Source organism: Marinomonas pollencensis (genome assembly GCF_003387375.1).
Classification (GTDB): domain Bacteria; phylum Pseudomonadota; class Gammaproteobacteria; order Pseudomonadales; family Marinomonadaceae; genus Marinomonas; species Marinomonas pollencensis.
The window spans coordinates 1-23,371 of the sequence record NZ_QUNG01000016.1 but is presented as its reverse complement, the minus strand read 5'-3'; the positions used below and the strand labels follow the sequence as shown (position 1 = coordinate 23,371).

At 45.8% G+C, this 23,371-nt stretch carries 19 protein-coding genes and 4 tRNA genes; 2 read left to right on the top strand and 21 right to left on the bottom strand.

The annotated features are described in order from the left end of the window. Positions 1–9 precede the first annotated feature (9 nt). From fusA to DFP81_RS16145, 20 genes are all read right to left on the bottom strand, one after another. Entirely contained in the window at positions 10–2,103 is a 2,094-nt protein-coding gene (gene fusA, locus DFP81_RS16240; protein ID WP_115898949.1) for an elongation factor G, read from the bottom strand. Between the two features lie 21 nt (positions 2,104–2,124). Then, positions 2,125–2,598 (bottom strand): 30S ribosomal protein S7, encoded by a 474-nt coding sequence (gene rpsG / locus DFP81_RS16235; protein WP_115898948.1) that lies wholly within the window; start codon positions 2,596–2,598, stop codon positions 2,125–2,127. A 99-nt stretch (positions 2,599–2,697) separates the two neighbouring features. Continuing rightward, the gene (rpsL, locus tag DFP81_RS16230; RefSeq protein ID WP_013659444.1) at positions 2,698–3,069 is read right to left on the bottom strand and encodes a 30S ribosomal protein S12; all 372 of its coding nucleotides are present in this window, start codon (positions 3,067–3,069) and stop codon (positions 2,698–2,700) included. 137 nt (positions 3,070–3,206) lie between these two features. After that, positions 3,207–7,409: a DNA-directed RNA polymerase subunit beta' gene (gene rpoC / locus DFP81_RS16225; RefSeq protein WP_115898947.1), complete on the bottom strand. Its 4,203-nt coding sequence runs from the start codon at positions 7,407–7,409 to the stop codon at positions 3,207–3,209. Positions 7,410–7,474: 65 nt separating this feature from the next. Beyond that, positions 7,475–11,575 (bottom strand): DNA-directed RNA polymerase subunit beta, encoded by a 4,101-nt coding sequence (rpoB, locus tag DFP81_RS16220; RefSeq protein ID WP_115898946.1) that lies wholly within the window; start codon positions 11,573–11,575, stop codon positions 7,475–7,477. 189 nt (positions 11,576–11,764) lie between these two features. Beyond that, positions 11,765–12,136: a 50S ribosomal protein L7/L12 gene (gene rplL, locus DFP81_RS16215; protein WP_115898945.1), complete on the bottom strand. Its 372-nt coding sequence runs from the start codon at positions 12,134–12,136 to the stop codon at positions 11,765–11,767. Positions 12,137–12,219: 83 nt separating this feature from the next. Next, positions 12,220–12,720 (bottom strand): 50S ribosomal protein L10, encoded by a 501-nt coding sequence (rplJ, locus tag DFP81_RS16210; protein ID WP_115898944.1) that lies wholly within the window; start codon positions 12,718–12,720, stop codon positions 12,220–12,222. Between the two features lie 230 nt (positions 12,721–12,950). Then, entirely contained in the window at positions 12,951–13,652 is a 702-nt protein-coding gene (rplA, locus tag DFP81_RS16205) for a 50S ribosomal protein L1 (protein ID WP_115898943.1), read from the bottom strand. Beyond that, a complete protein-coding gene (rplK, locus tag DFP81_RS16200; protein ID WP_115898942.1) occupies positions 13,652–14,086 on the bottom strand; it encodes a 50S ribosomal protein L11 in 435 nt (144 codons plus the stop codon). The genes rplA and rplK overlap by 1 nt, the downstream gene beginning before the upstream one ends. A gap of 49 nt (positions 14,087–14,135) precedes the next feature. Next, positions 14,136–14,669, bottom strand: a complete 534-nt coding sequence (nusG, locus tag DFP81_RS16195) for a transcription termination/antitermination protein NusG (protein WP_115898941.1) — start codon at positions 14,667–14,669, stop codon at positions 14,136–14,138. A gap of 9 nt (positions 14,670–14,678) precedes the next feature. After that, the gene (gene secE / locus DFP81_RS16190; RefSeq protein WP_115898940.1) at positions 14,679–15,047 is read right to left on the bottom strand and encodes a preprotein translocase subunit SecE; all 369 of its coding nucleotides are present in this window, start codon (positions 15,045–15,047) and stop codon (positions 14,679–14,681) included. Between the two features lie 41 nt (positions 15,048–15,088). After that, positions 15,089–15,164 (bottom strand) — tRNA-Trp (locus DFP81_RS16185). Positions 15,165–15,279: 115 nt separating this feature from the next. Continuing rightward, a tRNA-Thr gene (locus DFP81_RS16180) sits at positions 15,280–15,355 on the bottom strand. 1 nt (position 15,356) lies between these two features. Then, a tRNA-Gly gene (locus tag DFP81_RS16175) sits at positions 15,357–15,431 on the bottom strand. A gap of 3 nt (positions 15,432–15,434) precedes the next feature. Further along, positions 15,435–15,518, bottom strand: a tRNA-Tyr gene (locus DFP81_RS16170). 75 nt (positions 15,519–15,593) lie between these two features. Next, on the bottom strand, positions 15,594–16,301 hold the full coding sequence (locus DFP81_RS16165) for an SPOR domain-containing protein (RefSeq protein WP_115898939.1): 708 nt from the start codon (positions 16,299–16,301) through the stop codon (positions 15,594–15,596). Further along, positions 16,298–17,032: a type III pantothenate kinase gene (locus DFP81_RS16160; protein ID WP_115898938.1), complete on the bottom strand. Its 735-nt coding sequence runs from the start codon at positions 17,030–17,032 to the stop codon at positions 16,298–16,300. The genes DFP81_RS16165 and DFP81_RS16160 overlap by 4 nt, the downstream gene beginning before the upstream one ends. After that, the gene (locus DFP81_RS16155; RefSeq protein ID WP_115898937.1) at positions 17,016–17,969 is read right to left on the bottom strand and encodes a biotin--[acetyl-CoA-carboxylase] ligase; all 954 of its coding nucleotides are present in this window, start codon (positions 17,967–17,969) and stop codon (positions 17,016–17,018) included. The genes DFP81_RS16160 and DFP81_RS16155 overlap by 17 nt, the downstream gene beginning before the upstream one ends. Positions 17,970–17,973: 4 nt before the next feature. Then, positions 17,974–18,882, bottom strand: a complete 909-nt coding sequence (locus tag DFP81_RS16150) for a phytanoyl-CoA dioxygenase family protein (protein WP_115898936.1) — start codon at positions 18,880–18,882, stop codon at positions 17,974–17,976. Positions 18,883–18,908: 26 nt separating this feature from the next. Then, positions 18,909–20,090: an alpha/beta hydrolase gene (locus DFP81_RS16145; RefSeq protein WP_115898935.1), complete on the bottom strand. Its 1,182-nt coding sequence runs from the start codon at positions 20,088–20,090 to the stop codon at positions 18,909–18,911. A 107-nt stretch (positions 20,091–20,197) separates the two neighbouring features. Here DFP81_RS16145 and DFP81_RS16140 point away from each other — a divergent pair, with 107 nt between their 5' ends. Further along, on the top strand, positions 20,198–20,629 hold the full coding sequence (locus DFP81_RS16140) for a GNAT family N-acetyltransferase (protein WP_115898934.1): 432 nt from the start codon (positions 20,198–20,200) through the stop codon (positions 20,627–20,629). Between the two features lie 65 nt (positions 20,630–20,694). Here the strand turns inward: DFP81_RS16140 and DFP81_RS16135 are convergent, their stop codons facing one another. Beyond that, positions 20,695–22,386: an OpgD/OpgG family glucan biosynthesis protein gene (locus tag DFP81_RS16135; RefSeq protein ID WP_115898933.1), complete on the bottom strand. Its 1,692-nt coding sequence runs from the start codon at positions 22,384–22,386 to the stop codon at positions 20,695–20,697. Positions 22,387–22,737: 351 nt separating this feature from the next. On the opposite strand from DFP81_RS16135, the gene DFP81_RS16130 reads away from it, so the two are divergent. Beyond that, on the top strand, positions 22,738–22,896 hold the full coding sequence (locus DFP81_RS16130; protein ID WP_115898932.1) for a YqaE/Pmp3 family membrane protein: 159 nt from the start codon (positions 22,738–22,740) through the stop codon (positions 22,894–22,896). Positions 22,897–23,371 lie beyond the last annotated feature (475 nt).

Sequence of the window (23,371 nt, the reverse complement as noted above, 5' to 3'; positions counted from 1 at the left end):
GTATGATGATTAATCTTCATTTTTGATGATCGCGTCTGCCACACTAGCTGGTGCTTCAGCGTATTTCTCAAATTCCATCGCATAACTTGCACGCCCTTGCGACAAGCTACGCACATCGGTTGCATACCCGAACATCTCACCCAAAGGCACTTCCGCTCGAATAATTTTCCCCGACGGGGAATCGTCCATCCCCTGTACAAGACCACGACGACGATTCAGGTCACCCATCACATCGCCCATGTATTCTTCAGGAGTAACAACTTCCACTTTCATTACAGGCTCAAGAACGCAAGGATCTGCATCAGCAGCTCCTTTCTTTAAGCCTTGAGAAGCTGCAATTTTAAAGGCCATTTCATTAGAGTCAACATCATGGAATGAACCATCGAACAATACGACCTTGATACCCAATAATGGGAAACCAGCGATCACACCATTCTTCATTTGCTCTGAAACACCCTTTTCTATTGCAGGGATGTATTCTTTAGGAATAGCACCACCAACAATCTCGTTAACAAACTCAAGCCCTTCCTTATCGGTTGGGATTAACTTCATTACGACGTGACCATATTGACCACGACCACCAGATTGACGTGCAAATTTGTGATCAACTGTCACTTCTTTGCGAATTTTCTCCCGGTAGGAAACCTGAGGCTTACCAATGTTCGCCTCCACCTTGAACTCGCGACGCATACGGTCAACAAGGATATCTAGATGTAGTTCACCCATACCAGAAATAATCGTCTGCCCGGTCTCTTCATGTGTCTCCACACGAAAGGATGGATCTTCTTGCGCCAATTTACCAAGCGCAATCCCCATCTTTTCTTGGTCAGCTTGGGATTTAGGCTCAACCGCAACCGAGATCACAGGCTCTGGAAATTCCATGCGTTCAAGCACCACAACATCTTTCATGTCACAAAGCGTATCACCTGTGGTCACATCCTTCATACCGATAGCGGCAGCGATGTCCCCAGCAAGCACTTCTTTGATCTCTTCACGATTATTAGCGTGCATTTGAACCATTCGGCCAACGCGTTCACGCTTCTGCTTAACAGAGTTGTAAACCGCATCGCCTGTTTTTAACACACCAGAGTACACACGCATAAAGGTTAACGTTCCGACAAATGGATCTGTCGCAATTTTAAACGCTAACGCAGAGAAAGGTGCACTGTCGTCCGCTTCACGCGCAACAACGGTTTCACCATCTTCAAGCGTACCTTCAATTGCCTTAACTTCGACAGGTGAAGGCATATACTCAATAACGGCATCCAGAACAGCCTGAACGCCCTTATTCTTAAACGCAGAACCGCAGGTCACCAACACCACTTCGTTGGCTAATGTGCGTGCACGCAAACCGGCTTTGATATCCTCAACAGACAATTCACCTTCTTCAAGGTATTTATCCATTAATTCTTCATTCGCCTCTGCAGCTTCTTCTACTAGCTTCTCACGCCATTCATTCGCCACATCAAGTAGATCACTTGGGATATCTTCCAAAGAGAAAGTCATTCCATGATCTTCTTCATTCCAGCGAATTGCCTTCATGAGAATCAAATCAACCACACCTTGGAAATCTTCCTCAGCGCCAATGTTCATTTGAATAGGAACAGCATTCGCCCCCAAACGGTCTTTTAGTTGACGTACCACTGAGAAATAATCCGCACCCGTACGGTCCATCTTATTGACGAACACCATACGAGGCACTTCATATTTGTTAGCTTGACGCCAAACCGTTTCGGTTTGAGGCTGAACACCAGAAGAACCACAAAGCACAACCACCGCGCCATCTAGAACACGCAAAGAACGCTCCACTTCAATCGTGAAGTCTACGTGTCCTGGCGTATCAATGATATTGATACGATGTTGATCAAACTGCTTACTCATCCCACTCCAGAAGCAGGTTGTTGCCGCTGAAGTAATGGTAATACCGCGCTCTTGCTCTTGCTCCATCCAATCCATTGTTGCGGCGCCATCATGCACCTCACCAATTTTATGGGACAGACCAGTGTAGAAAAGAACGCGTTCAGTTGTCGTCGTTTTACCCGCATCAACATGCGCACAGATACCGATATTTCGGTAGCGGTTGATAGGTGTCTTACGTGCCACTGTCTTTGTTGCTCCGGTCTATTAGAAACGGTAGTGAGAGAATGCTTTGTTAGCTTCTGCCATACGGTGAACGTCTTCACGTTTCTTAACAGCAGAACCTTTGTTTTCAGCTGCATCTAGAATTTCACCTGCTAGACGTAGCGCCATGGATTTTTCACCACGCTTACGAGACGCTTCAACCAACCAACGCATAGACAATGCTGAACGGCGAGCTGGACGTACTTCTACAGGGACTTGGTAAGTCGCACCACCAACACGGCGAGATTTAACCTCAACCATTGGCTGGATAGATTCTAGTGCTTTCTCGAAGATCGCCATTGGATCTTCAGATTTAGCGCGGGTTGCAACTGTGTTTAGTGCATTGTAAACAATGCTTTCAGCTACAGATTTTTTGCCACTAACCATTACATGGTTGATGAACTTAGCAAGAAGTTGGCTTCCGTGTTTAGGATCAGGAAGAACTTCACGCTTAGCGACTACGCGTCTTCTAGGCATGTCTATATCCTCTTCAGGTTCGCCCGAGACAATACGATTATTGCTCGGCCTTACTGTATTAAAAAATTATGTCTAAACGATGACTTAAGCAGTATTAACTTACTTAGGACGTTTAGTACCGTATTTAGAACGGCCTTGCTTACGATTTTGTACGCCTGAAGTATCCAAGCTACCACGTACTGTGTGGTAACGAACACCCGGTAGATCTTTTACACGACCGCCGCGAATCAGCACTACGCTGTGTTCTTGCAGGTTGTGACCTTCACCACCGATGTATGAAGTTACTTCGAAGCCGTTAGTCAAGCGAACACGACATACTTTACGCAAAGCCGAGTTAGGCTTTTTAGGTGTAGTAGTATATACGCGTGTGCAGACACCGCGGCGTTGCGGACAAGCTTGTAACGCAGGAACGTCACTCTTTGCCACTTTACGTTTACGTGGTTTACGAACCAACTGGTTAACGGTTGCCATTAAACAAGCTCCACAGATCCAATACTTATGGCGGAAATCGCCAAAATTTAGGAGGCGCAAGTGTAATTTGCGCCTATAAAACAGTCAATAGGGAGGCGACTAAAAAATCACCTCCCTCGCGATTTAGCAGCGAATAACTAGTCTTTCAGTGCTGCGCTTAGTGCTTCTTCTACATCAGAGGCACTAATTGAGGCACTTCCTTCCTTCGCTGCTAGCGCAAGCTCTTTTTTACGCTTACGCTCATTGTGGTAAGCCAAACCAGTACCAGCTGGAATCAGACGACCTACTACAACGTTTTCCTTCAAGCCACGTAAGTGATCTTTCTTACCAGTTACCGCACCTTCGGTTAAGACTCGAGTTGTCTCTTGGAAGGATGCTGCCGATATAAAGGACTCAGTAGCCAAAGAAGCTTTGGTGATACCTAGAAGCACACGTTCAAACTTGGCAGTAAATTTACCTTCTGCTTCTGCTTTCTCGTTTGCATCAAGAAGTTGAGTTAATTCAACTTGGTCACCTTGGATAAGATCTGTATCACCAGACTCACCAACATCTACTTTACGTAGCATCTGACGAACGATAACTTCAATGTGCTTATCGTTTATCACAACGCCCTGTAAGCGGTAAACTTCTTGTACTTCATTTGTGATGTAGTCAGCTAAAGCCTCTACACCTTTCAAGCGCAAGATATCATGAGGGCTTAGAGGACCGTCGGCGATGATTTCGCCTTTTTCCACTTCTTCACCATCAAAGATGTTGATTTGACGCCATTTAGGAATCAATGTCTCGATTGGGTCACTACCATCTTGTGGTGTAACAACCAAACGGATCTTACCTTTTGTTTCTTTACCGAAGCTAACCACACCCGTTGCTTCTGCCATAACAGCAGGATCTTTCGGACGACGCGCTTCGAATAAGTCTGCCACTCGTGGCAAACCACCGGTGATATCTTTGTTACCTTGTGATTCCTGAGGAATACGAGCCAACACTTCACCAGATTTTACTGTCGCGCCATGATCAAGGCTCAACAACGCTTTCTCAGGCAACATGTATTGCACTGGAGAATCCGTTCCTGGAATTAATACTGGATTACCTTCAGCATCAACAACAGCGATCATAGGACGCAAATCTTTACCTGCGGACGGACGGTCACGAATTTCCATGACTTCAATAGTAGTCAAACCCGTCATTTCGTCAGATTGGCGACGAATAGTAACGTTTTCTTCCATACCACTGAATTCTAGACGGCCTTCCATCTCAGATACGATTGGGTGTGTATGCGGATCCCAGTTAGCCACGATCTGGCCAGCAGTAACCTCATCACCTTCACGTACGCTAAGAACAGCACCGTAAGGAAGTTTGTAACGCTCTTTCTCACGACCTGCTTCATCAGCAATTGCCAATTCAGAGGAACGAGAAGCCACAACCAAGTGACCAGTGTCACGTTCGATACTCTTCATCTTATTGAAGCGAACCGTACCCGCACTCTTAACTTGTACACTGTCGACTGCAGAAGCTCGAGATGCCGCACCACCGATGTGGAAAGTACGCATCGTCAACTGTGTACCAGGCTCACCGATGGATTGTGCTGCCACAACACCGATCGCTTCACCAATATTAACTTGATGTCCACGCGCCAAATCACGACCGTAACACTTAGCACATACCCCATGACGAGTATCACAAGTGATTACAGAGCGAATAAGCATTTCATCCACACCAGCCGCTTCGATAGTACGAACGTTATGCTCGTCGATCAAAGTACCTGCTGGAAGCACTTCATTGCCTTTAGCGTCCATCACGTCTTGAGCAACAACACGACCCAATACACGATGACCTAGTGGTACAACAACGTCACCACCTTCAATCATGGCCGCAACGGAAATACCGTTGGTAGAACCACAATCTACTTCAGTGATAACCAAATCTTGTGCTACGTCTACTAGACGACGCGTCAAGTAACCGGAGTTTGCTGTCTTCAATGCCGTATCGGCTAGACCCTTACGAGCACCGTGAGTGGAGGTAAAGTACTGAAGTACTGATAGACCTTCACGGAAGTTCGCAGTGATCGGTGTTTCGATGATGGAACCATCCGGTTTCGCCATCAAACCACGCATACCGCCCAACTGACGCATCTGAGCAACACTACCACGGGCACCAGAGTCGGCCATCATATAAACCGAGTTGAAAGATTGTTGCTCAACCGTTTCACCCGCTTTATTGACAGTGGTCTCTTTTGCCAAGTTTTTCATCATAGCTTCAGTTACGGTTTCGTTAGTACGAGACCATAAATCGATTACTTTGTTGTACTTCTCGCCTTGTGTTACAAGACCATCCGCATACTGGTACTCGATCTCTTTAACTTCCGCTTCGGCTTTGGCAATGATATCCGCTTTCTCTGGTGGGATAACAAAGTCATCAACACCAACAGAAGAACCAGAGGCTGTCGCATATGCGAAACCTGTGTACATCAATTGGTCAGCAAAGATACAGCTCTCTTTCAAGCCTACTTTACGGTAACATTCATTGATTAGGTTCGAGATTGCCTTCTTCTTCATGGTTTGGTTAACCACGGAGAATGGTAGGCCATCAGGCACGATATCAAACAACAAGGCACGACCAACAGTAGTGTCAGCAATGAAAGTAGATGGTACTTTATCGCCATCCAATGTCGTATCGACTTGGCTAACGCGTACTTTTACTTTGGCATGCAATTCAACTTGTTTAGCGCCATACGCACGGTGTACTTCTTTGATGTCAGAAAACGCCATGCCTTCACCCTTGGCATTGATTTTCTCACGAGTCATGTAGTACAGACCCAATACAACGTCCTGAGAAGGTACGATGATCGGCTCGCCGTTTGCTGGCGATAGGATGTTGTTCGTAGACATCATCAAAGCACGGGCTTCAAGCTGCGCCTCAAGAGTCAATGGAACGTGAACCGCCATTTGGTCACCATCAAAGTCGGCGTTGTAAGCCGCACACACTAATGGGTGCAACTGAATCGCTTTACCTTCGATCAACATAGGTTCAAACGCTTGGATACCCAAACGGTGAAGTGTTGGCGCACGGTTCAACATCACTGGATGTTCGCGGATAACCTCATCAAGGATATCCCACACTTCAGGCGTTTCACGCTCAACCATTTTCTTCGCTGCTTTGATCGTCGTCGCCATGCCACGAAGCTCAAGTTTGGAGAAAATGAATGGCTTGAATAGCTCAAGTGCCATTTTCTTAGGTAGACCACACTGGTGTAGACGCAGTGATGGACCTACTGTGATTACCGAACGACCAGAGTAGTCAACACGCTTACCTAGCAAGTTCTGACGGAAACGTCCTTGCTTACCTTTGATCATATCGGCCAAAGATTTAAGAGGACGTTTGTTAGAACCAGTAATCGCACGACCACGACGACCGTTATCAAGCAATGCATCAACAGACTCTTGCAACATACGTTTTTCGTTACGTACGATGATGTCTGGAGCAGAAAGCTCTAACAGGCGTTTTAGGCGGTTGTTACGGTTAATCACACGACGGTAAAGGTCGTTCAAATCAGACGTCGCAAAACGGCCACCTTCAAGTGGTACCAATGGACGTAGATCAGGCGGAAGAACAGGCAATACTTCAAGCACCATCCACTCTGGGTTGTTACCAGAATGATAGAAAGCTTCAACTAGCTTAAGGCGCTTAGAAAGCTTCTTAATACGAGTTTCAGAGTTCGTGCTGTTTAGCTCTTCGCGCATGCGATTGATTTCTTCAGGCATTTCCAAATCGCGAAGCAACATTTGAACCGCTTCCGCACCCATACGGGCATCAAATTCGTCACCGAATTCTTCTAGCGCTTCAAAATACTGTTCGTCATTTAGCAACTGGCCTTTATCAAGCGTTGTCATACCCGGATCGATCACAATGAAAGATTCGAAATACAAAACACGCTCAATGTCACGCAATGTCATATCAAGGATAAGACCGATACGAGACGGTAGAGATTTTAAGAACCAAATGTGAGCAACCGGTGATGCTAGCTCAATGTGCCCCATGCGTTCACGACGCACTTTAGACAGAGCAACTTCAACGCCACACTTCTCACAAATAACACCACGGTGTTTCAAACGCTTGTATTTACCACACAAACATTCGTAGTCCTTAATAGGACCAAAGATTTTTGCACAGAACAAACCGTCACGTTCTGGTTTGAACGTACGGTAGTTAATAGTCTCAGGCTTCTTTACTTCACCGTAAGACCATGAACGAATCATATCTGGTGATGCCAAGCCAATGCGGATAGCATCAAACTCGTCAGATTGTCCCTGTGATTTTAGAAGACCTAATAAGTCTTTCATGGATATTCGCCCCACTCGTAAGGCCGGGGAGTCTTGCTCCCCAGCAGGTCAAATGTGATTCGTGCTTATTCGGTTTCCAGCTCGATATCGATACCAAGAGAACGAATCTCTTTCACCAACACGTTGAAGGACTCAGGCATGCCAGGTTCCATGCGATGGTCACCATCGACGATGTTTTTATACATCTTCGTACGGCCATTCACGTCATCCGACTTAACAGTTAGCATTTCTTGAAGCGTGTAAGCGGCACCGTATGCTTCTAGTGCCCATACTTCCATTTCCCCGAAACGCTGACCACCGAACTGAGCTTTACCACCCAGCGGCTGCTGAGTAACTAGGCTGTAAGAACCGGTAGAACGTGCGTGCATCTTATCGTCAACCAAGTGGTTCAACTTAAGCATGTACATGTAACCAACCGTTACAGGACGCTCGAAAGCATCACCAGTACGGCCATTAAACAACTTAACTTGGCCACTTTCGTTAATACCAGCTAAGCGCAACATACGTTTGATTTCTGCTTCTTTCGCACCGTCAAAGGCACCAGACGCCATTGGAACACCACCTTTAAGGTTTTGTGCCAAAGTTAGAATTTCTTCGTCTGTGAAGCTGTCTAGATCTTCCGTACGAGCACAACGCAAGTCGCCTTCATAGCCATTGTAGATTTCATCTAAGAAACTACGCAACTCAGCAACCGCTTCTGCTTTTTCACGCTCTACAGCCAACATCTCGTTGATCTTACGGCCCAAGCCTTTAGAAGCTGCACCTAAGTGAGTCTCCAAAACCTGACCGACGTTCATACGCGATGGAACACCTAGCGGGTTCAATACGATGTCTACTGGATCACCATTTTCATCGTATGGCATGTCTTCAACTGGCATGATCTTAGAGATTACACCCTTGTTACCATGACGACCGGCCATTTTATCACCTGGCTGGATACGACGTTTGATAGCAACATAGACCTTAACGATTTTAAGAACGCCAGGTGCTAAATCATCACCTGTCTGTAGCTTGCGTTTCTTATCTTCGAATTTGGCATCAAGTTCTTTACGGCGTTCAACCAAAGCGGCTTGCGCTTTTTCAAGCTGCTCGCTGCCTTCTTCGTTCGCTACGCGAATCTTAAACCACTCAGGGTGATCAAGATTTGCCAAGTACTCTTCTGTGATGATCGCATTTCGAGCTAATCCAGGACCACCTTCCGCTGACAAGCCAACCAATGTTTCAGCTAGACGCTCAAACGTGGCTTTCTCAACAATACGGAACTCTTCGTTCAAGTCTTTACGAACTTGATCAAGCTGTGCTTTCTCGATGGACTTAGCACGTTCATCTTTTTCAATACCGTCACGAGTAAAGACTTGCACATCGATAACTGTACCGCGTGTACCTGTCTTAACGCGCTGAGACGTGTCTTTCACGTCAGAGGCTTTCTCACCAAAGATAGCTCGCAAAAGCTTCTCTTCAGGCGTTAGCTGAGTTTCACCCTTCGGTGTCACTTTACCAACAAGAATATCGCCAGGCTCAACTTCTGCACCGATGTAAACGATACCTGATTGATCTAGCTTAGAAAGCGCACCTTCACCCACATTCGGGATGTCAGAGGTAATTTCTTCAGGCCCAAGCTTAGTATCACGAGCCACACAAGTTAGCTCTTGAATGTGAATCGATGTGAATCGATCTTCTTCAACCACACGCTCAGAAACAAGGATGGAATCCTCGAAGTTGAAACCGTTCCAAGGCATGAAAGCAATACGCATGTTTTGGCCAAGCGCCAAATCACCCATATCAACAGAAGGACCGTCAGCCATGATATCGCCAGACGCTACTTTTTCGCCCTTCATTACCAAGGTACGCTGATTGATACAGGTATTTTGGTTAGAACGAACGTATTTAGTCAGGTTGTAGATATCAACACCGGCTTCACCCGCTAGCGTTTCTTCAGAGTTCACGCGAACAACGATGCGACTCGCATCAACAGACTCAATCTCACCACCACGACGGGCAACAATACAAACACCTGAGTCTTTTGCTACGTTCTTCTCCATACCAGTACCGACAACTGGCTTATCAGCCTTAAGCGTTGGTACGGCTTGACGTTGCATGTTCGATCCCATCAAGGCACGGTTGGCATCATCGTGCTCAAGGAACGGAATCAAGGACGCCGCCACAGAAACAACCTGACGAGGAGAAACATCCATCAAGTTTACTTTCTCTTTTGGAATCAAAGTGGTTTCATGCATATGACGCACCTGAACCAACTCATCAACCAAACGCCCTTCTTCATCCACATTTGCAGATGCTTGGGCAATAACATATTTCGCTTCATCGATCGCAGAAACGTAAACCGTTTCGTCAGTCATCTTACCATCTACAATCTTACGGTAAGGCGTTTCCAAGAAGCCATAGCTATTGGTACGCGCGTAAGTAGATAGAGAGTTGATCAAACCGATGTTTGGACCTTCCGGCGTTTCGATTGGACAAACACGACCATAGTGAGTGGCGTGTACATCTCGAACCTCAAAGCCTGCACGTTCACGCGTCAGACCACCAGGCCCTAATGCAGAAACACGACGCTTATGAGTTACTTCCGAAAGCGGGTTGTTTTGGTCCATGAACTGAGACAATTGGCTAGAACCAAAGAACTCTTTGATAGCGGCAGCCACAGGCTTCGCATTCAATAGATCTTGTGGCATTAGGCCGTCCGCTTCTGCCATTGACAGACGCTCTTTAACAGCACGTTCAACACGAACCAAACCAACACGGAATTGGTTTTCAGCCATTTCACCAACAGAACGAACACGACGGTTACCCAGGTGATCGATGTCATCTACCATGCCATTACCGTTACGGATATCAAGCAAGGTCTTAAGAACAGCAACGATATCGTCGTTGTCCAAAATACCAGGACCTGTATCTTCGTCACGGCCTAAGCGACGGTTAAACTTCATACGACCAACGCCAGACAAGTCATAGCGATCTTCAGTGAAGAACAAACCTTGGAATAAGCCTTCGGCAGATTCTTTGGTTGGTGGCTCGCCAGGACGCATCATACGGTAGATTTCTACCAATGCTTCTAGCTGGTTGTTTGTTGGATCGATGCGTAGCGTGTCAGAAATGAATGGACCATTGTCCAAATCATTTGTGTACAGAGTATCAATTTCTGAAATACCCGCAGAAACCAAAGCTTCTAACAATTCAACAGAAAGCTCTGTATTCGCTTCCGCAATCAGTTCACCGGTAGCAGGGTGAACAAGGTTTTTCGCCGTTACTTTGCCAAGCATGTACTCTAGCGGTACAGACAAGCGGTCAAGACCCGCTTTTTCCATAACGCGAATGTGCTTAGCCGTAATACGACGACTTTCTTCAACGATGATTTCGCCATTCGCATCAGCGATATCAAACAATGCCGTTTCGCCACGAAGACGATTCGCCACCAACTCCATTTCAAAACCATCACGGGTTAAGTAGAAACGAGTTGTTTCGAAGAAAGTTTCAAGGATCTGTTCCGTTCCGTAACCCAAAGCACGCAGTAAAATAGTTACTGGTAACTTACGACGACGGTCAATACGAACGAAAACGCAGTCTTTTGGATCAAACTCGAAGTCCAACCAAGAACCGCGGTAAGGAATTACACGAGCAGAATGTAGCAATTTGCCTGATGAGTGAGTTTTACCACGGTCGTGGTCAAAAAACACACCAGGTGAACGGTGCAATTGAGAAACGATAACACGTTCTGTACCGTTGATTACAAACGTACCATTTTCTGTCATGAGTGGAATTTCACCCATGTAGACTTCTTGCTCGCGGATGTCTTTGATGGCCTTGTTAGAGGACTCTTTATCATAGATGATGAGTCGAACTCGAACGCGTAGAGGAGCAGCGTAAGTAACACCACGCAGCTGACACTCTTTCACATCAAACACAGGTTTGCCTAAACGGTAATCGACGTATTCTAGCGCCGCATTGCCGGAAAAGCTGACCATTGGAAAGACAGATTTAAAGGCCCCATGCAGACCTAATTCCCCACGCTCTGCAAGGCTTTTGCCTTCTTGCAGAAAATTACGGTAGGACTCAAGCTGTATTGCCAGCAAGTATGGCACATCCAAAACGGGCGGCAGTTTACCGAAATCCTTACGGATACGTTTTTTCTCAGTATATGAGTAAGCCATCAGCATTCCCCAGCTTGTGCACATTGACGCAAAAGGCCCAAATCAGGCCTTACCATATATGGGAGCATTATCTCCCACTTGAAAATTCTTTTAGGTTTTATTTGAGTTTCTAGAAACCCAAAAAGGCCGGTGACAAAATGTCACCAGCCATTTCGACTTATAGGTCGAAATCTGGAAATACAAGTATCATTACTTGATTTCGACAGATGCACCAGCTTCTTCAAGAGCCGCTTTAAGTGCGTCAGCGTCTTCTTTAGAAACGCCTTCTTTAACAGTCGCTGGAGCGCCGTCAACCATGCCTTTAGCTTCTTTCAAGCCAAGACCAGTTGCTGCACGAACTGCTTTGATTACGTTAACTTTCTTATCGCCTGCAGCAGTAAGAACAACGTCAAATTCAGTTTGTGCTTCAGCAGCAGCGCCAGCATCAGCAGCTGGGCCAGCAGCAGCAGCAACAGCTGCTGTTACGCCAAATTTTTCTTCCATTGCTGAAATTAGTTCAACAACGTCCATCACAGACATTTCTGCTACTGCATTGATGATATCTTCTTTAGTTAGAGCCATGACTCAGATTCCTAGCATTCTTTTAAAATCACCCGTAGGTGATAAAACAAAATATTTATCAAGAAGGGTTACGGTAAACCGTATTACGCTGCTTCTTGCTCTTTTTGATCGCGAACCGCTGCAAGAGTACGAGCAAGTTTGCTTGTTGCGCCCTGAATAACACTCATCAGTTTCGCAATAGCTTCGTCGTATGTAGGCAGTGTTGCCAATCGATCAATGTCGCCAGCTGGGATCAACTCACCGTTGAACGCCAACGCCTTTACTTCAAACTTGTCATTCGCTTTCGCGAACGTTTTCAACAAACGAGCAGCCGCACCTGGGTGTTCGTTAGAGAAAGCGATCAACGTAGGACCAACAAAGCTCTCAGCTAGACATTCGAAGTCAGTGCCTTCAACTGCACGGCGAGCCAAAGTGTTACGTACTACACGTACATAAACACCTGCTTCACGCGCTTCTTTACGTAGTGCTGTCATATTGCCCACGGTAACACCGCGAGAATCAGCAACTACTGCAGACAATGCAGTTTTAGCAGCTTCGCTAACTTCGGCGACAATGGCTTTTTTGTCTTCTAGACCTAATGCCACTGGTTTTCTCCTGGATTAGCAGGGAATAAATTCCCCTATTTTTTACCAACTCTCCGATTGCTCGAAGTACTTGCTGGTGAGTTAGATCCAGTAAATCTGAATCGGGCCACACCATCTGCGCAGGACAAACATTTTTCAACGTTGTTATTAAACCCGAAGGTTCCTGCGGTCTTTGACGGCCTGCACCTCAACTTAATGAAGGCAGACCCCAAAGCGCATGATTTAAATGCTTACTTCACAGAAGTAAGAGCACCTAAATCAATTTGTAAGCCAGGTCCCATTGTAGAAGACAAGACTACTTTTTTCATGAAAACACCTTTAGAAGACGCAGGCTTAGCACGACGTAGGTCGGTAAGAAGCGCTTCCAAGTTGCCTCGGACAGATTCAGCAGCAAAATCGATAGAACCGATGCCAGCGTGAATGATGCCGTTTTTATCTGTACGGTAACGAGCCTGACCTGCTTTTGCATTTTTAACTGCAGTTGCAACGTCTGGCGTTACTGTGCCAACTTTAGGGTTAGGCATTAGACCACGTGGGCCTAAGATCTGACCAAGTTGACCAACGATGCGCATTGCGTCTGGAGAAGCAATAACAACGTCAAAATCTAGGTTGCCGGCTTTAACTTGCTCAGCCAAGTCGTCAAAACCTACAACGTCAGCGCCTGCTGCTGTTGCTGCTTCGGCGTTAGCGCCTTGAGCAAATACAGCAACACGAACGTCTTTACCTGTACCGTGAGGCAATACAGTAGAACCACGAACAACCTGATCAGATTTACGTGGGTCAACACCTAGGTTAACAGATACGTCGATAGATTCTTTGAACTTAACAGTAGAAAGCTCAGACAAAAGAGCAACAGCCTCTTCAACAGAGTACAACTTAGTTGCTTCTACTTTTTCTGCGATCAAGCGAGCGCGTTTAGTTAGCTTAGCCATTAGTTCACACCCTCAACATCTAGACCCATAGCGCGTGCGCTACCAGCGATAGTACGAACCGCCGCATCCATATCAGCTGCAGTCAAGTCAGCTTTCTTCGCTTCAACGATCTCTTCAAGTTGAGCACGAGTAACCGTACCTACTTTTTGAGTGTTTGGACGTGGTGAACCACTCTTAAGGCCTGCTGCTTTCTTAAGAAGAACAGAAGCTGGAGTAGATTTCGTTTCAAATGTGAAGCTACGGTCACTGTATACAGTGATGATAACTGGTGTTGGAAGACCAGGTTCAACGCCTTGAGTTTTGGCATTAAACGCTTTACAGAATTCCATGATGTTCACACCGTGCTGACCAAGTGCTGGACCAACTGGTGGACTTGGGTTCGCTTGACCCGCTTTAACTTGAAGCTTGATATAAGCTTGGACTTTCTTAGCCATTTTATAACTCCAGATGGGTCACTGCCCGAAGGCTACCCGTTCAACAAAATCAGGCTTTTTCAACCTGACTAAATTCCAAATCAACCGGTGTAGAGCGCCCAAAAATAAGCACCGCCACCTTGATTCGGCTTTTATCGTAATCCACTTCTTCAACGACACCGTTAAAGTCTGCAAATGGACCTTCGTTAACTCGAACCACCTCACCAACCTCAAACAAAGTCTTAGGACGTGGCTTGTCAACACCATCATTTACTCGCTGCAGAATAGCATCTGCCTCACGATCTGTGATTGGAGAAGGTTTGTCCGCTGTACCGCCAATAAAGCCCAATACACGCGACGTACCTTTAACCAAGTGCCAAGAGTCGTCATTCATATCCATTTGGACTAATACATAGCCAGGATAGAATTTTCTCTCACTCTTGCGCTTTTTACCATCTCGAATCTCAACCACTTCTTCGGTTGGAACCAAAATGTCACCAAAATTATCTTCTTGCCCCATGATCTGCACACGTTCGTTCAACGAGCGCATCACGTGCTTTTCGTACCCTGAGTACGCTTGTACTACATACCATCGTTTCGTCACGAGCAACTCCTAACCTATTACCGAAGAAACGATCCAACCAAGGAGCGAATCTACCCCCCATAGTACGAGAGACATAAAAATAACAACCGCCAACACGATTAAGGTTGTCTGTACTGTTTCCTGCCTTGTAGGCCATACAACACGACGAATTTCGGTTTTCGCTTCTTTAGCCAATGTAAAGAAAGCCTTACCCTTCGCAGTTTGCAGCGCAACAAAACCAGCAACACCAGCCAAAACCAGAATAGCGATCAAGCGATACAATAGTGACTCAGCAGAAAAATAGTTATTACCGACAACGCCAACCGCAACCAGCAAAATAACAATCGCCCACTTAAATACGTCTCCGCGAGACGCTTGAGCTTCAGTACTCGATCTCATACTTTCAGGTAATCCCTAACTAAGAAATAGGATACGAAAAATGGCAGGCCAAGAGGGACTCGAACCCCCAACAGCCGGTTTTGGAAACCGGTGCTCTACCAATTGAACTATTGGCCTACAATCGTATGGGCGGAGGATGATACCCGTCTTTGCAAAAACTAGCAAGGGTATTCGCCCAAAAAACAGACAATAAAAAAGGCGGATGATCCACCTATCTTTGCATTGAAAATGCTGGAGCTCATGAGCAGATTTGAACTGCCGACCTCACCCTTACCAAGGGTGTGCTCTACCAACTGAGCTACATGAGCTTGGAGCGGGTAGCGGGAATCGAACCCGCCTCTTCAGCTTGGAAGGCTGAGGTAATAGCCACTATACCATACCCGCAAATGGTGGAGGGAGGTGGATTCGAACCACCGAAACTTTCGTGGCAGATTTACAATCTGCTCCCTTTGGCCACTCGGGAACCCCTCCACGTACTCACTGCTACTTACGCAACACCCCAAAAGGTGGGAGCCATTATATGAATCACATTTCTAATTGCAAGCACTAACATGGATTTTTTTCTAATTTTATCATCATCTTGGTTAAATCGAACTGCGCAAGGAAAGCTTCTAAGTCTGCCTCCTTGATAGGTTGCTTTAGCGTGATCTGATGCAGCGATACGCTGCGCATATGATCATAGATATTTACTTGATAGCCGGACAGCTTCTGAATCCTTTCACGCGCCTGTAGCGCCCTACCTTGCGCAGAATACAACCCCAAAGAAATTCGGTTTTTCATCTCCTCACGGGTAATGATAAAACTGTCTATCGACTTGGCTGCCAAGTCTTTGACGATCTCAGTCGCGCGCTGCTTGGTTTCTGGCGCATCAATATATAGCCAGTATTTTGGCCTTTTACCAACCGTTTCCTGCTCACTATACTCCCATCCAAACGCCTTTAACGCCTTCACTACCTGAGCTTCGTCGCCACTTTTCTCTGTTTCAATGCGAGGACAAAACTCTGCAGTCGACTCGCCATTTGACCCAACCGAAGAAGCGACGGCTTGATTTAAGGCGTCTTCGATTTTTTCGGCTTGGCTCTTTTCCGCCTTGATGTCATCGTCACTCTGTGGCTCAGACAGTAAACGAATACTCTCACTTACGGGTGGCGCATAAACGGATTCTTTTGGGGCAACCCTATTATCCTGAACCAAGCTGTTCCAACTCAAGGCCGCCGCATTAGCCAATACAAACACATAAAAAAGCCACTTCACACGCGTGTCCTTAAATATTCATCGCCCACTAGTTTCGCTCCTATTGCAACCAAATTCAGCTCCTGCTTCATATCAACACCTAATGCTTTTAACAGGGTTTTAGCATCTCCCCCCGTCACAACCCATGTAAAGTGTTTATATTCTTTGTGGACGCGCTCAAGAAAGCCTAGCGCCATTTCGTAACACCCTTCCGTCACTGCCCTAGCAGTCGAGTTAGGAAGCCCATTGGCTTGCACTTTTTCTTCTGCCGTATAACGTATACGTGCTGTTTTCGAAAGCAATGCGTCTTCCATCATTGCCAACCCCGGCGTGATATAGCCACCCAAATGCAAACCAGAGCTATCCACCATATCCACCTTGATCGCGGTGCCTGCATCTACCACAACCACATCACCACCAAACAACTGATAACTAGCAACCACTGCTAACCAGCGATCCACACCTAATCGCTGCGGCTCTTGATACGCATTGCGCACACCACAAGCTTCAGCGCTACTGTGAATATCAACCCAAGCACAATCAGAATAGCGAGCCTGCAGCTGGTTCTTTAATGCCTCTCCCGCCTCTAATGAGCGGACACTGGCAAGATACACAGCATCAGGGCGAAACGCTGTTTGCTGGTCAAGCGCTTCGTCACGTACCTGCCAAAGCACTTTCCCTGCCTCAAACGCGGTATATTTAATACTGGTATTACCCACATCAACCACTAAGACGTTAACGACGTCGGACACTCACTTCTCCTCCGTGCAAAGCCACCAATACGCCATTTTCTTCCACCAATAAAGCCCCGCTTTCATCAATACCGCGAGCAATACCTACCCGCTGCTGAGAAACCGAACTTACGGTAACTGGCTGATTAAACAACACATCATGCGCTTGCCATATAGCTTGATAATGCTTCATCCCATGGCCTTCTTCAAAGCACTCGCAAACAGCGACCAGCTCATTCGTTAACTCAGCGACAATTTGATTACGACTAGGTACTTTTCCTAGCCTCGTAGCCAGATCCGTCCAAGGCTGATCCACAGCTGCCATAAACTCTGAATCCATTTCAACATTCAAGCCTATTCCGATAATCACATGACAAGCATCTTCATCAATTACCATTTCCAGCAGAATGCCGCACACTTTTTGACCATCGATTTGCACATCATTGGGCCACTTTAGGCCTGGGTTTGGAACGCCAAGCTTCTTGATCGTACGCGCGACCGCAACACCAACGGCAAGGCTTAACCCTTCAATTACACTTGGGCCACCTTCAAAACGCCAGGCAAAAGACATGGTGACATTCTTCGCCACACCTGAGGCCCATTGTCGGCCACGACGCCCTTTACCATTCAACTGATGCTCTGCGGTTACCAATACAGGCAAATCACCGCCTTCTGCAATGTGCTGCTTTACATCACTGTTTGTCGACTCTGTTTCAAACACCACCTTGCGCGCCACCTTAGGCTGCAAGCCAGACGCTAATAAGGCAGAATCAGATAGCAACTCTAATGGCGCAGGCAAACGATAACCGCGTCCTTTAACAGAGTGTACTGTCACTCCGATGCTCTCTAACTTTTTAAGCTTCTTCCAGACCGCCGCACGTGTCACCCCAATGGCTTCACCCAACTCTTCACCAGAATGGAACTTACTGTCACTTAAAAGAGACAATATTTTTTGCATCTACTTATACTCCGACGCGACTTTCATCCGCACTATAAAAATGAGCAAACTGCTGCCCATCTCCAAGCTGCAACCAATTTTCTGCCGGATAATGACACCGATTATCTATTGCATGAAGCGCATAGGCATGACGCGACTTATCCGAACGATTTGCGTAACTAAGGTGAGGAAACTCACCATTTAGAATGACTAAAGAGCCTTTTTTTACAGGTAACGCAACCAACTCATCTGGCGACCAAGCATGCTCTTTCAAGGTCACCATTTTCGTTTCTAATGCATTTTCAGAAACCCGCTCAAAACGCTTCAAAAGCCCTTCTCGGTGCCCTCCAGGAACACCCCATAAACAGCCATTTTCAAGCGTAGCATCCTCCAGCGCAAACCATAATCCAATCACACTCATAGGACGAGTATAAAGAAAGGTACTATCCTGATGACAATTAACCTCACCACCGATACTCGGTTGTTTAAAGATGTACATTGATTGTGCCGCTCTTGGTTCTGCCATCCCCAATTGCTGTAGAATACCCCGCCATTTGGCAGATAAAGAAAACGCTTTAAATACCCTGTCTTGTGTATGTAACCCATGACCCACTTTGTTAATGGAAAATGATAAAGGTTGTGCTAGTTCACCTTGATCATTAAAGGCGTTCTCTTCAAAAAAATAAGACACTTTATTCGCCGATTCCATAAAGTACTGGTCAGTGTGTCGGGTCTGTTCATTCGTCGTAAAAATAGAACGTTTAGAGCTGGGCTCAAACTCCGTGAGCAATTGCGACATCCTTGCCTTTAGTTGCTCACACACAACATCAGCCACAGCAGCTTCGACCACTAACACTCCCTTTTCATGATAAGTGTCAATTTGCTCTTGAGTGAGCGTCAACAAGCCCAAATCAAATGAATCATTCGTCGTCATAATGCTTTGCCTTTATATTCTACTACTCAACCTAAATCGACTGTGGCTTCTATGAAGTTAGACACCTGCTTCATCAGCGAATCAAAAGTGGGGTTCCATGAAACTCGCGCAGCATGCTTACTTTTTTCTAATAAAGCCTCTGATTTCTCCCCAAACCAGTTCGCTTGATCCGATCGGCAAGCCTGATAATTAAGCGGCTCTTCAAGATACCAACTACAAATACGATAGCGACCCTGCTCACCATAATAGGTATTCTGTGGATCACCGTGAATAGCCATATGGGACAATCCTAGTATCCGTTGTTGAGGCCAATTTGTGTTGTAGATTCTCACTCTATCTGTGTTGGCATTAGGCTGTAAGCGGCTATAAAGGAGCATCTGGCTCTTTGAGCTCACCATTGCCTTTTTAAAAACAGTCTTACTGACGGTCGCATCTACCGTTTGATCATCTTCTGACAGAGCCATAAACACCGGGATCGCTTGCGGATTATCGATCAATCTATTGCGCACATCTTTAGCCAAACGATACGCCGAGGCAATAGCCGGCACGGGGATGGAAGCATATTTAGCAAAGTCATCCGTAGGATAATTATCTAACCAATCTTTGAAATAAGACAGCATCGGCGACAACCAATCAATGCTGCTGTTGATCTTGAACAGAGGCGAGAACAAGATAACACCTGCTACTGACTGAGGATTCTGCCAAGCGTATTCCGCTGCAAGTGCTCCACCAGTAGAGAACCCACCTACATAAAGCACATCAACTTCTTGTTTAAAGACATCGGCAGCGCTTTGGAAGGCGTCGCGCCAATCATCTTCATCAACGAAGAGCAAATCTGAAGAGCGTGTACCATGCCCTGGCAGCAAAATAACCCGCACCTGATAACAAGCTGCTTGCAGTGCCCTAGCAGGGTCTCGCATCGAAAATGGCGAATCTGACAAACCATGAGAAAGCAGCACCCCAACTTTCGGAGAAGCCGCACACTCCTCAGGGTCTGGCTGCAATTCAAATGGCATAACAGCACTCACTTCTCGCGCTGAATCTTGCTCTTTAACCCATTCTTTATGGGTTTGTAAAAAGGCGTTTGCACGCGCCTCGTATGCCGAGAAACTCTCACCAGACTTGGAGAGAAAAACATCCCTACTTTCTGCCGCCCAGATGGGGCTCATCAGCACACACAGACACCAAAAAACCACTTGTTGTCGCATGATTCATCCTCATTGAATACATTAATGGCTATGATCCTACCAAAGTAGCCGAAATAAAACTCTATGCTATTATTCTTTCTTCTCTAAGCCGCAGTAAAAGTAACTCAATGCAAACTCACACACTGACCGTTGAACGCGTGCCAGCCCTTTGGTTCTTACTCGTAAAGAAATTCTATCAACAGCACTATCCAAGTGGAAAACCAAACAAAGCCGACCCCATATGGGTACTAAAAGAAGGCCATAATATTGTTTCAGCGGTCCGCCTCAAACAACTCTCAGATTGCCAACTTTTAACAGCCATGGTGACCGCGCCTCAACATAGAGAAAAAGGGCTCGGTGGCTACTTGCTAAACGCTATCGAAAGCGCTTTAGCAGAAAAAGCCTGCTATTGTTTTGCCTTTTCTCATCTCGTCCCCTTTTATCAAAAGCATGGCTTTTGCCCCATAAAACCAGAACAACTTCCATCACTGCTAGCGCAACGCTTTAATGCTTATACAGCACAAGGTCGCCAGTTATCGCCGATGCTGTTTACTGGCTAACAACATGTCTCTGAAACAAAAAAAGCGCCGGAGGTTAATCCAGCGCTTCGCAAGTGAAAAGGGAACTATTTTAGATGCCCTGCATTATGCAGCGCCCTATCTTTCTCTTCTGGTGGATTCCATTGATATTGCCAAGTTTCAGATAATGGCTGACCATTGGCCTCTAAATACACTCGCATATTAATAGGGTCAGAAGTAGCATCCGGCGGCACTAAATCAAACATAACTCGGTAACCATCGATCGAATGCAAAGGTCGCGCTGATTCAATTTCTACCTTACCTTTCGAAGTTGTAATCATTGCTTTTACTTCTGTGTCTCTGCCTAGCATTGCCAAAGAGCCGCCAGCAAAGTCCACGACAAAACGCTTACTGTAATAATGACGCTTTTTACCAATGACACCACCAATTCCTGTAAAGGTATCAACTACTCGAGCGCGAGGAGAATGCACTGGTGGATGACTCCCCCAATACATGTTGTAGCTATAAAGTAGCTCTTGGCCTGGCAGAACGGGCTTTGCAGGATGCCAAAATGCAACAATATTATCGAATGTTTCATCCAACGTTGGAATCTCAACCAACTGAACAGAACCTTTGCCCCACTGACCAAGCGGCTCTATCCATAAGCTAGGACGTTTCTCGTAAAAAACCCCATCGTCTTGATAATGGTCAAACTTACGATCTCTTTGCAACAAACCAAACCCTTTAGGGTTTTCATCACTATAGGCGTTGAAACGTAAGTTTTTAGGGTTACCTAAAGGGCGCCATATCCATTCGCCACTACCAGTTTGCATTGCTAAACCATCAGAATCGTGAATTTCTGGACGCCAGTCGTAACCTGTTCGACGGTCATTTTCACCCGCCATAAACATACTGGTCATTGGTGCTACACCTAAACGCTCTATCGCCTTTCTAGGATAAATAGCGGCATCTACTTTCATCTTAAAGGGTTCGCCTGGCGTCATATCAAAACGATATGCACCCGATACACTAGGAGAGTCCATGAGCGCATAAACTGTCACTCGATCTGACCCTGGCTTGGGCTTTTCTAACCAGAAATTAGTAAAAGTCGGAAATTCTTCAGGATGAGGTAATGCTGTATCAACCGCTAACCCGCGCGCGGAAAGACCATATTGCATTTCACTACCAACCGCCCGAAAATAGCTTGCACCTAAAAAGGCGACCACATCACGCTGCCAATCTGTGGCAAACTGCATTCTAAAACCAGCAAAACCTAAATCTTGAGGAAGCTTTTTACCATGAACCTTAGACTGACCATAATCAAACATAGCAGGCGAATAAGGAACCGGAGTTGATTTACCATTTTCAAGTTCATTGATGTGAATTGGCGTATCGAAGCCTAGACCAAGGTGAAATAACTCGGTACGAAACTCAGTGTTACTTTCCGTCCATAGCGCTTTATCTTTATCAAAATGAATTTGTTGATAATCGTCCCAATCCAAACTTTTTAAACTGGCCGGAAGCTCACCCTTATGACTTTGATAAGTCTGAGTCGCTAACTGCCGAGCGTACCCTTTTAGCCAAGCATAGTTAAACGCCTCTCCGGCTCTTGGTTCGGCAGGCACTGAGGTCTGTGCTGCACAAGCGGTAAAACTAAATAACACGCCAGCCGCCACTAACGAACGACTAACTAACCTCTGCAGACGGCCCGTTGTACGGCTTTTTCGGGATGCATTCCAAGCTTTCGCCCCGACCAAGTGAGAGCCTTTACTAGGCTCTGAAAAACTATGTAGATGCATAAGCTAACTCTATCTATTTAACATTTCCGCTTATAGTAGCGAATTCCCGATTGGGTGTGTGTTCAGGTATGGTAAATATTTAATAGATTAATTGTGATAATTAGGAATAAAGCCTGACGCTTATAAAAAAGAGCCGTTAGTATCGATGCGCACAAATTCACAAGCTAAAAATTCTTAATAACGTGAATAGCTCACACAAGCATCCGTCACAGTATAAACGCCTTCATTATGTTTATAACTCGCATAATTCCTAACAAGCAACTAGCCTACAAAACACGATTGACAATAATTTCTCAGTTTTCTTATCTTCTGTTCGTTGAAAAGCGAGCATTAATGAAAGGAGTAAACGACATGGATCTAATTAGAATTATATTTTCGATTTTACTTCCGCCAATTGGCGTATTTTTACAAGTCGGTATTGGTGGTGCATTCTGGCTCAATATACTGCTTACGTTATTCGGCTATATTCCAGGCGTCATTCACGCAATATACATTATTGGAAAACACTGACCACCAATCATTTAACGTCATCAGACAGTAGAACTCATCATTGCTGGATTTTAACTATGCCTGTCCTAGATAAAAGAGAGTATTTAGTGGGGCAAGCTTATCCGATCTACCCCAGACCATCTCGGCACCTCAAAAAGCCTGTAAGGAGCATCGTTGCTAGATTTTAACTATGCCTGTCCTAGATAGAAGAGAGTATTTAGTGACTCATAGCTCCAGACCATCTCGGTGCATTAAAAAGGCTGTGAGGCGCATGATTGCTAGATTTTAACTATGCCTGTCCTAGATAAAAGAAAGTGTTTAGTAGGGCAAGCTTATCCGTAGGGCAAGCTTATCCGATCTACCCCAGACCATCTCTGCATCTCAAAAAGCCTGTAAGGCGTATGATTGCTAGATTTTAACTATGCCTGTCCTAGATAAAAGAGCCTTAATAACGACCTACTCTCACATGCGTTTCTTCATAAGAGCCCCACACGGT

What these genes read in the sequence shown, in the direction of transcription:
- rpsG (WP_115898948.1), bottom strand. Translation starts at nt 2,598, where the DNA reads ATGCCTAGAAGACGCGTAGTCGCTAAGCGTGAAGTTCTTCCTGATCCT.
- rpsL (WP_013659444.1), bottom strand. Translation starts at nt 3,069, where the DNA reads ATGGCAACCGTTAACCAGTTGGTTCGTAAACCACGTAAACGTAAAGTG.
- rpoC (WP_115898947.1), bottom strand. Translation starts at nt 7,409, where the DNA reads ATGAAAGACTTATTAGGTCTTCTAAAATCACAGGGACAATCTGACGAG.
- rpoB (WP_115898946.1), bottom strand. Translation starts at nt 11,575, where the DNA reads ATGGCTTACTCATATACTGAGAAAAAACGTATCCGTAAGGATTTCGGT.
- rplL (WP_115898945.1), bottom strand. Translation starts at nt 12,136, where the DNA reads ATGGCTCTAACTAAAGAAGATATCATCAATGCAGTAGCAGAAATGTCT.
- rplA (WP_115898943.1), bottom strand. Translation starts at nt 13,652, where the DNA reads ATGGCTAAGCTAACTAAACGCGCTCGCTTGATCGCAGAAAAAGTAGAA.
- rplK (WP_115898942.1), bottom strand. Translation starts at nt 14,086, where the DNA reads ATGGCTAAGAAAGTCCAAGCTTATATCAAGCTTCAAGTTAAAGCGGGT.
- secE (WP_115898940.1), bottom strand. Translation starts at nt 15,047, where the DNA reads ATGAGATCGAGTACTGAAGCTCAAGCGTCTCGCGGAGACGTATTTAAG.
- DFP81_RS16155 (WP_115898937.1), bottom strand. Translation starts at nt 17,969, where the DNA reads ATGCAAAAAATATTGTCTCTTTTAAGTGACAGTAAGTTCCATTCTGGT.
- DFP81_RS16150 (WP_115898936.1), bottom strand. Translation starts at nt 18,882, where the DNA reads ATGACGACGAATGATTCATTTGATTTGGGCTTGTTGACGCTCACTCAA.
- DFP81_RS16145 (WP_115898935.1), bottom strand. Translation starts at nt 20,090, where the DNA reads ATGCGACAACAAGTGGTTTTTTGGTGTCTGTGTGTGCTGATGAGCCCC.
- DFP81_RS16140 (WP_115898934.1), top strand. Translation starts at nt 20,198, where the DNA reads ATGCAAACTCACACACTGACCGTTGAACGCGTGCCAGCCCTTTGGTTC.
- DFP81_RS16135 (WP_115898933.1), bottom strand. Translation starts at nt 22,386, where the DNA reads ATGCATCTACATAGTTTTTCAGAGCCTAGTAAAGGCTCTCACTTGGTC.
- DFP81_RS16130 (WP_115898932.1), top strand. Translation starts at nt 22,738, where the DNA reads ATGGATCTAATTAGAATTATATTTTCGATTTTACTTCCGCCAATTGGC.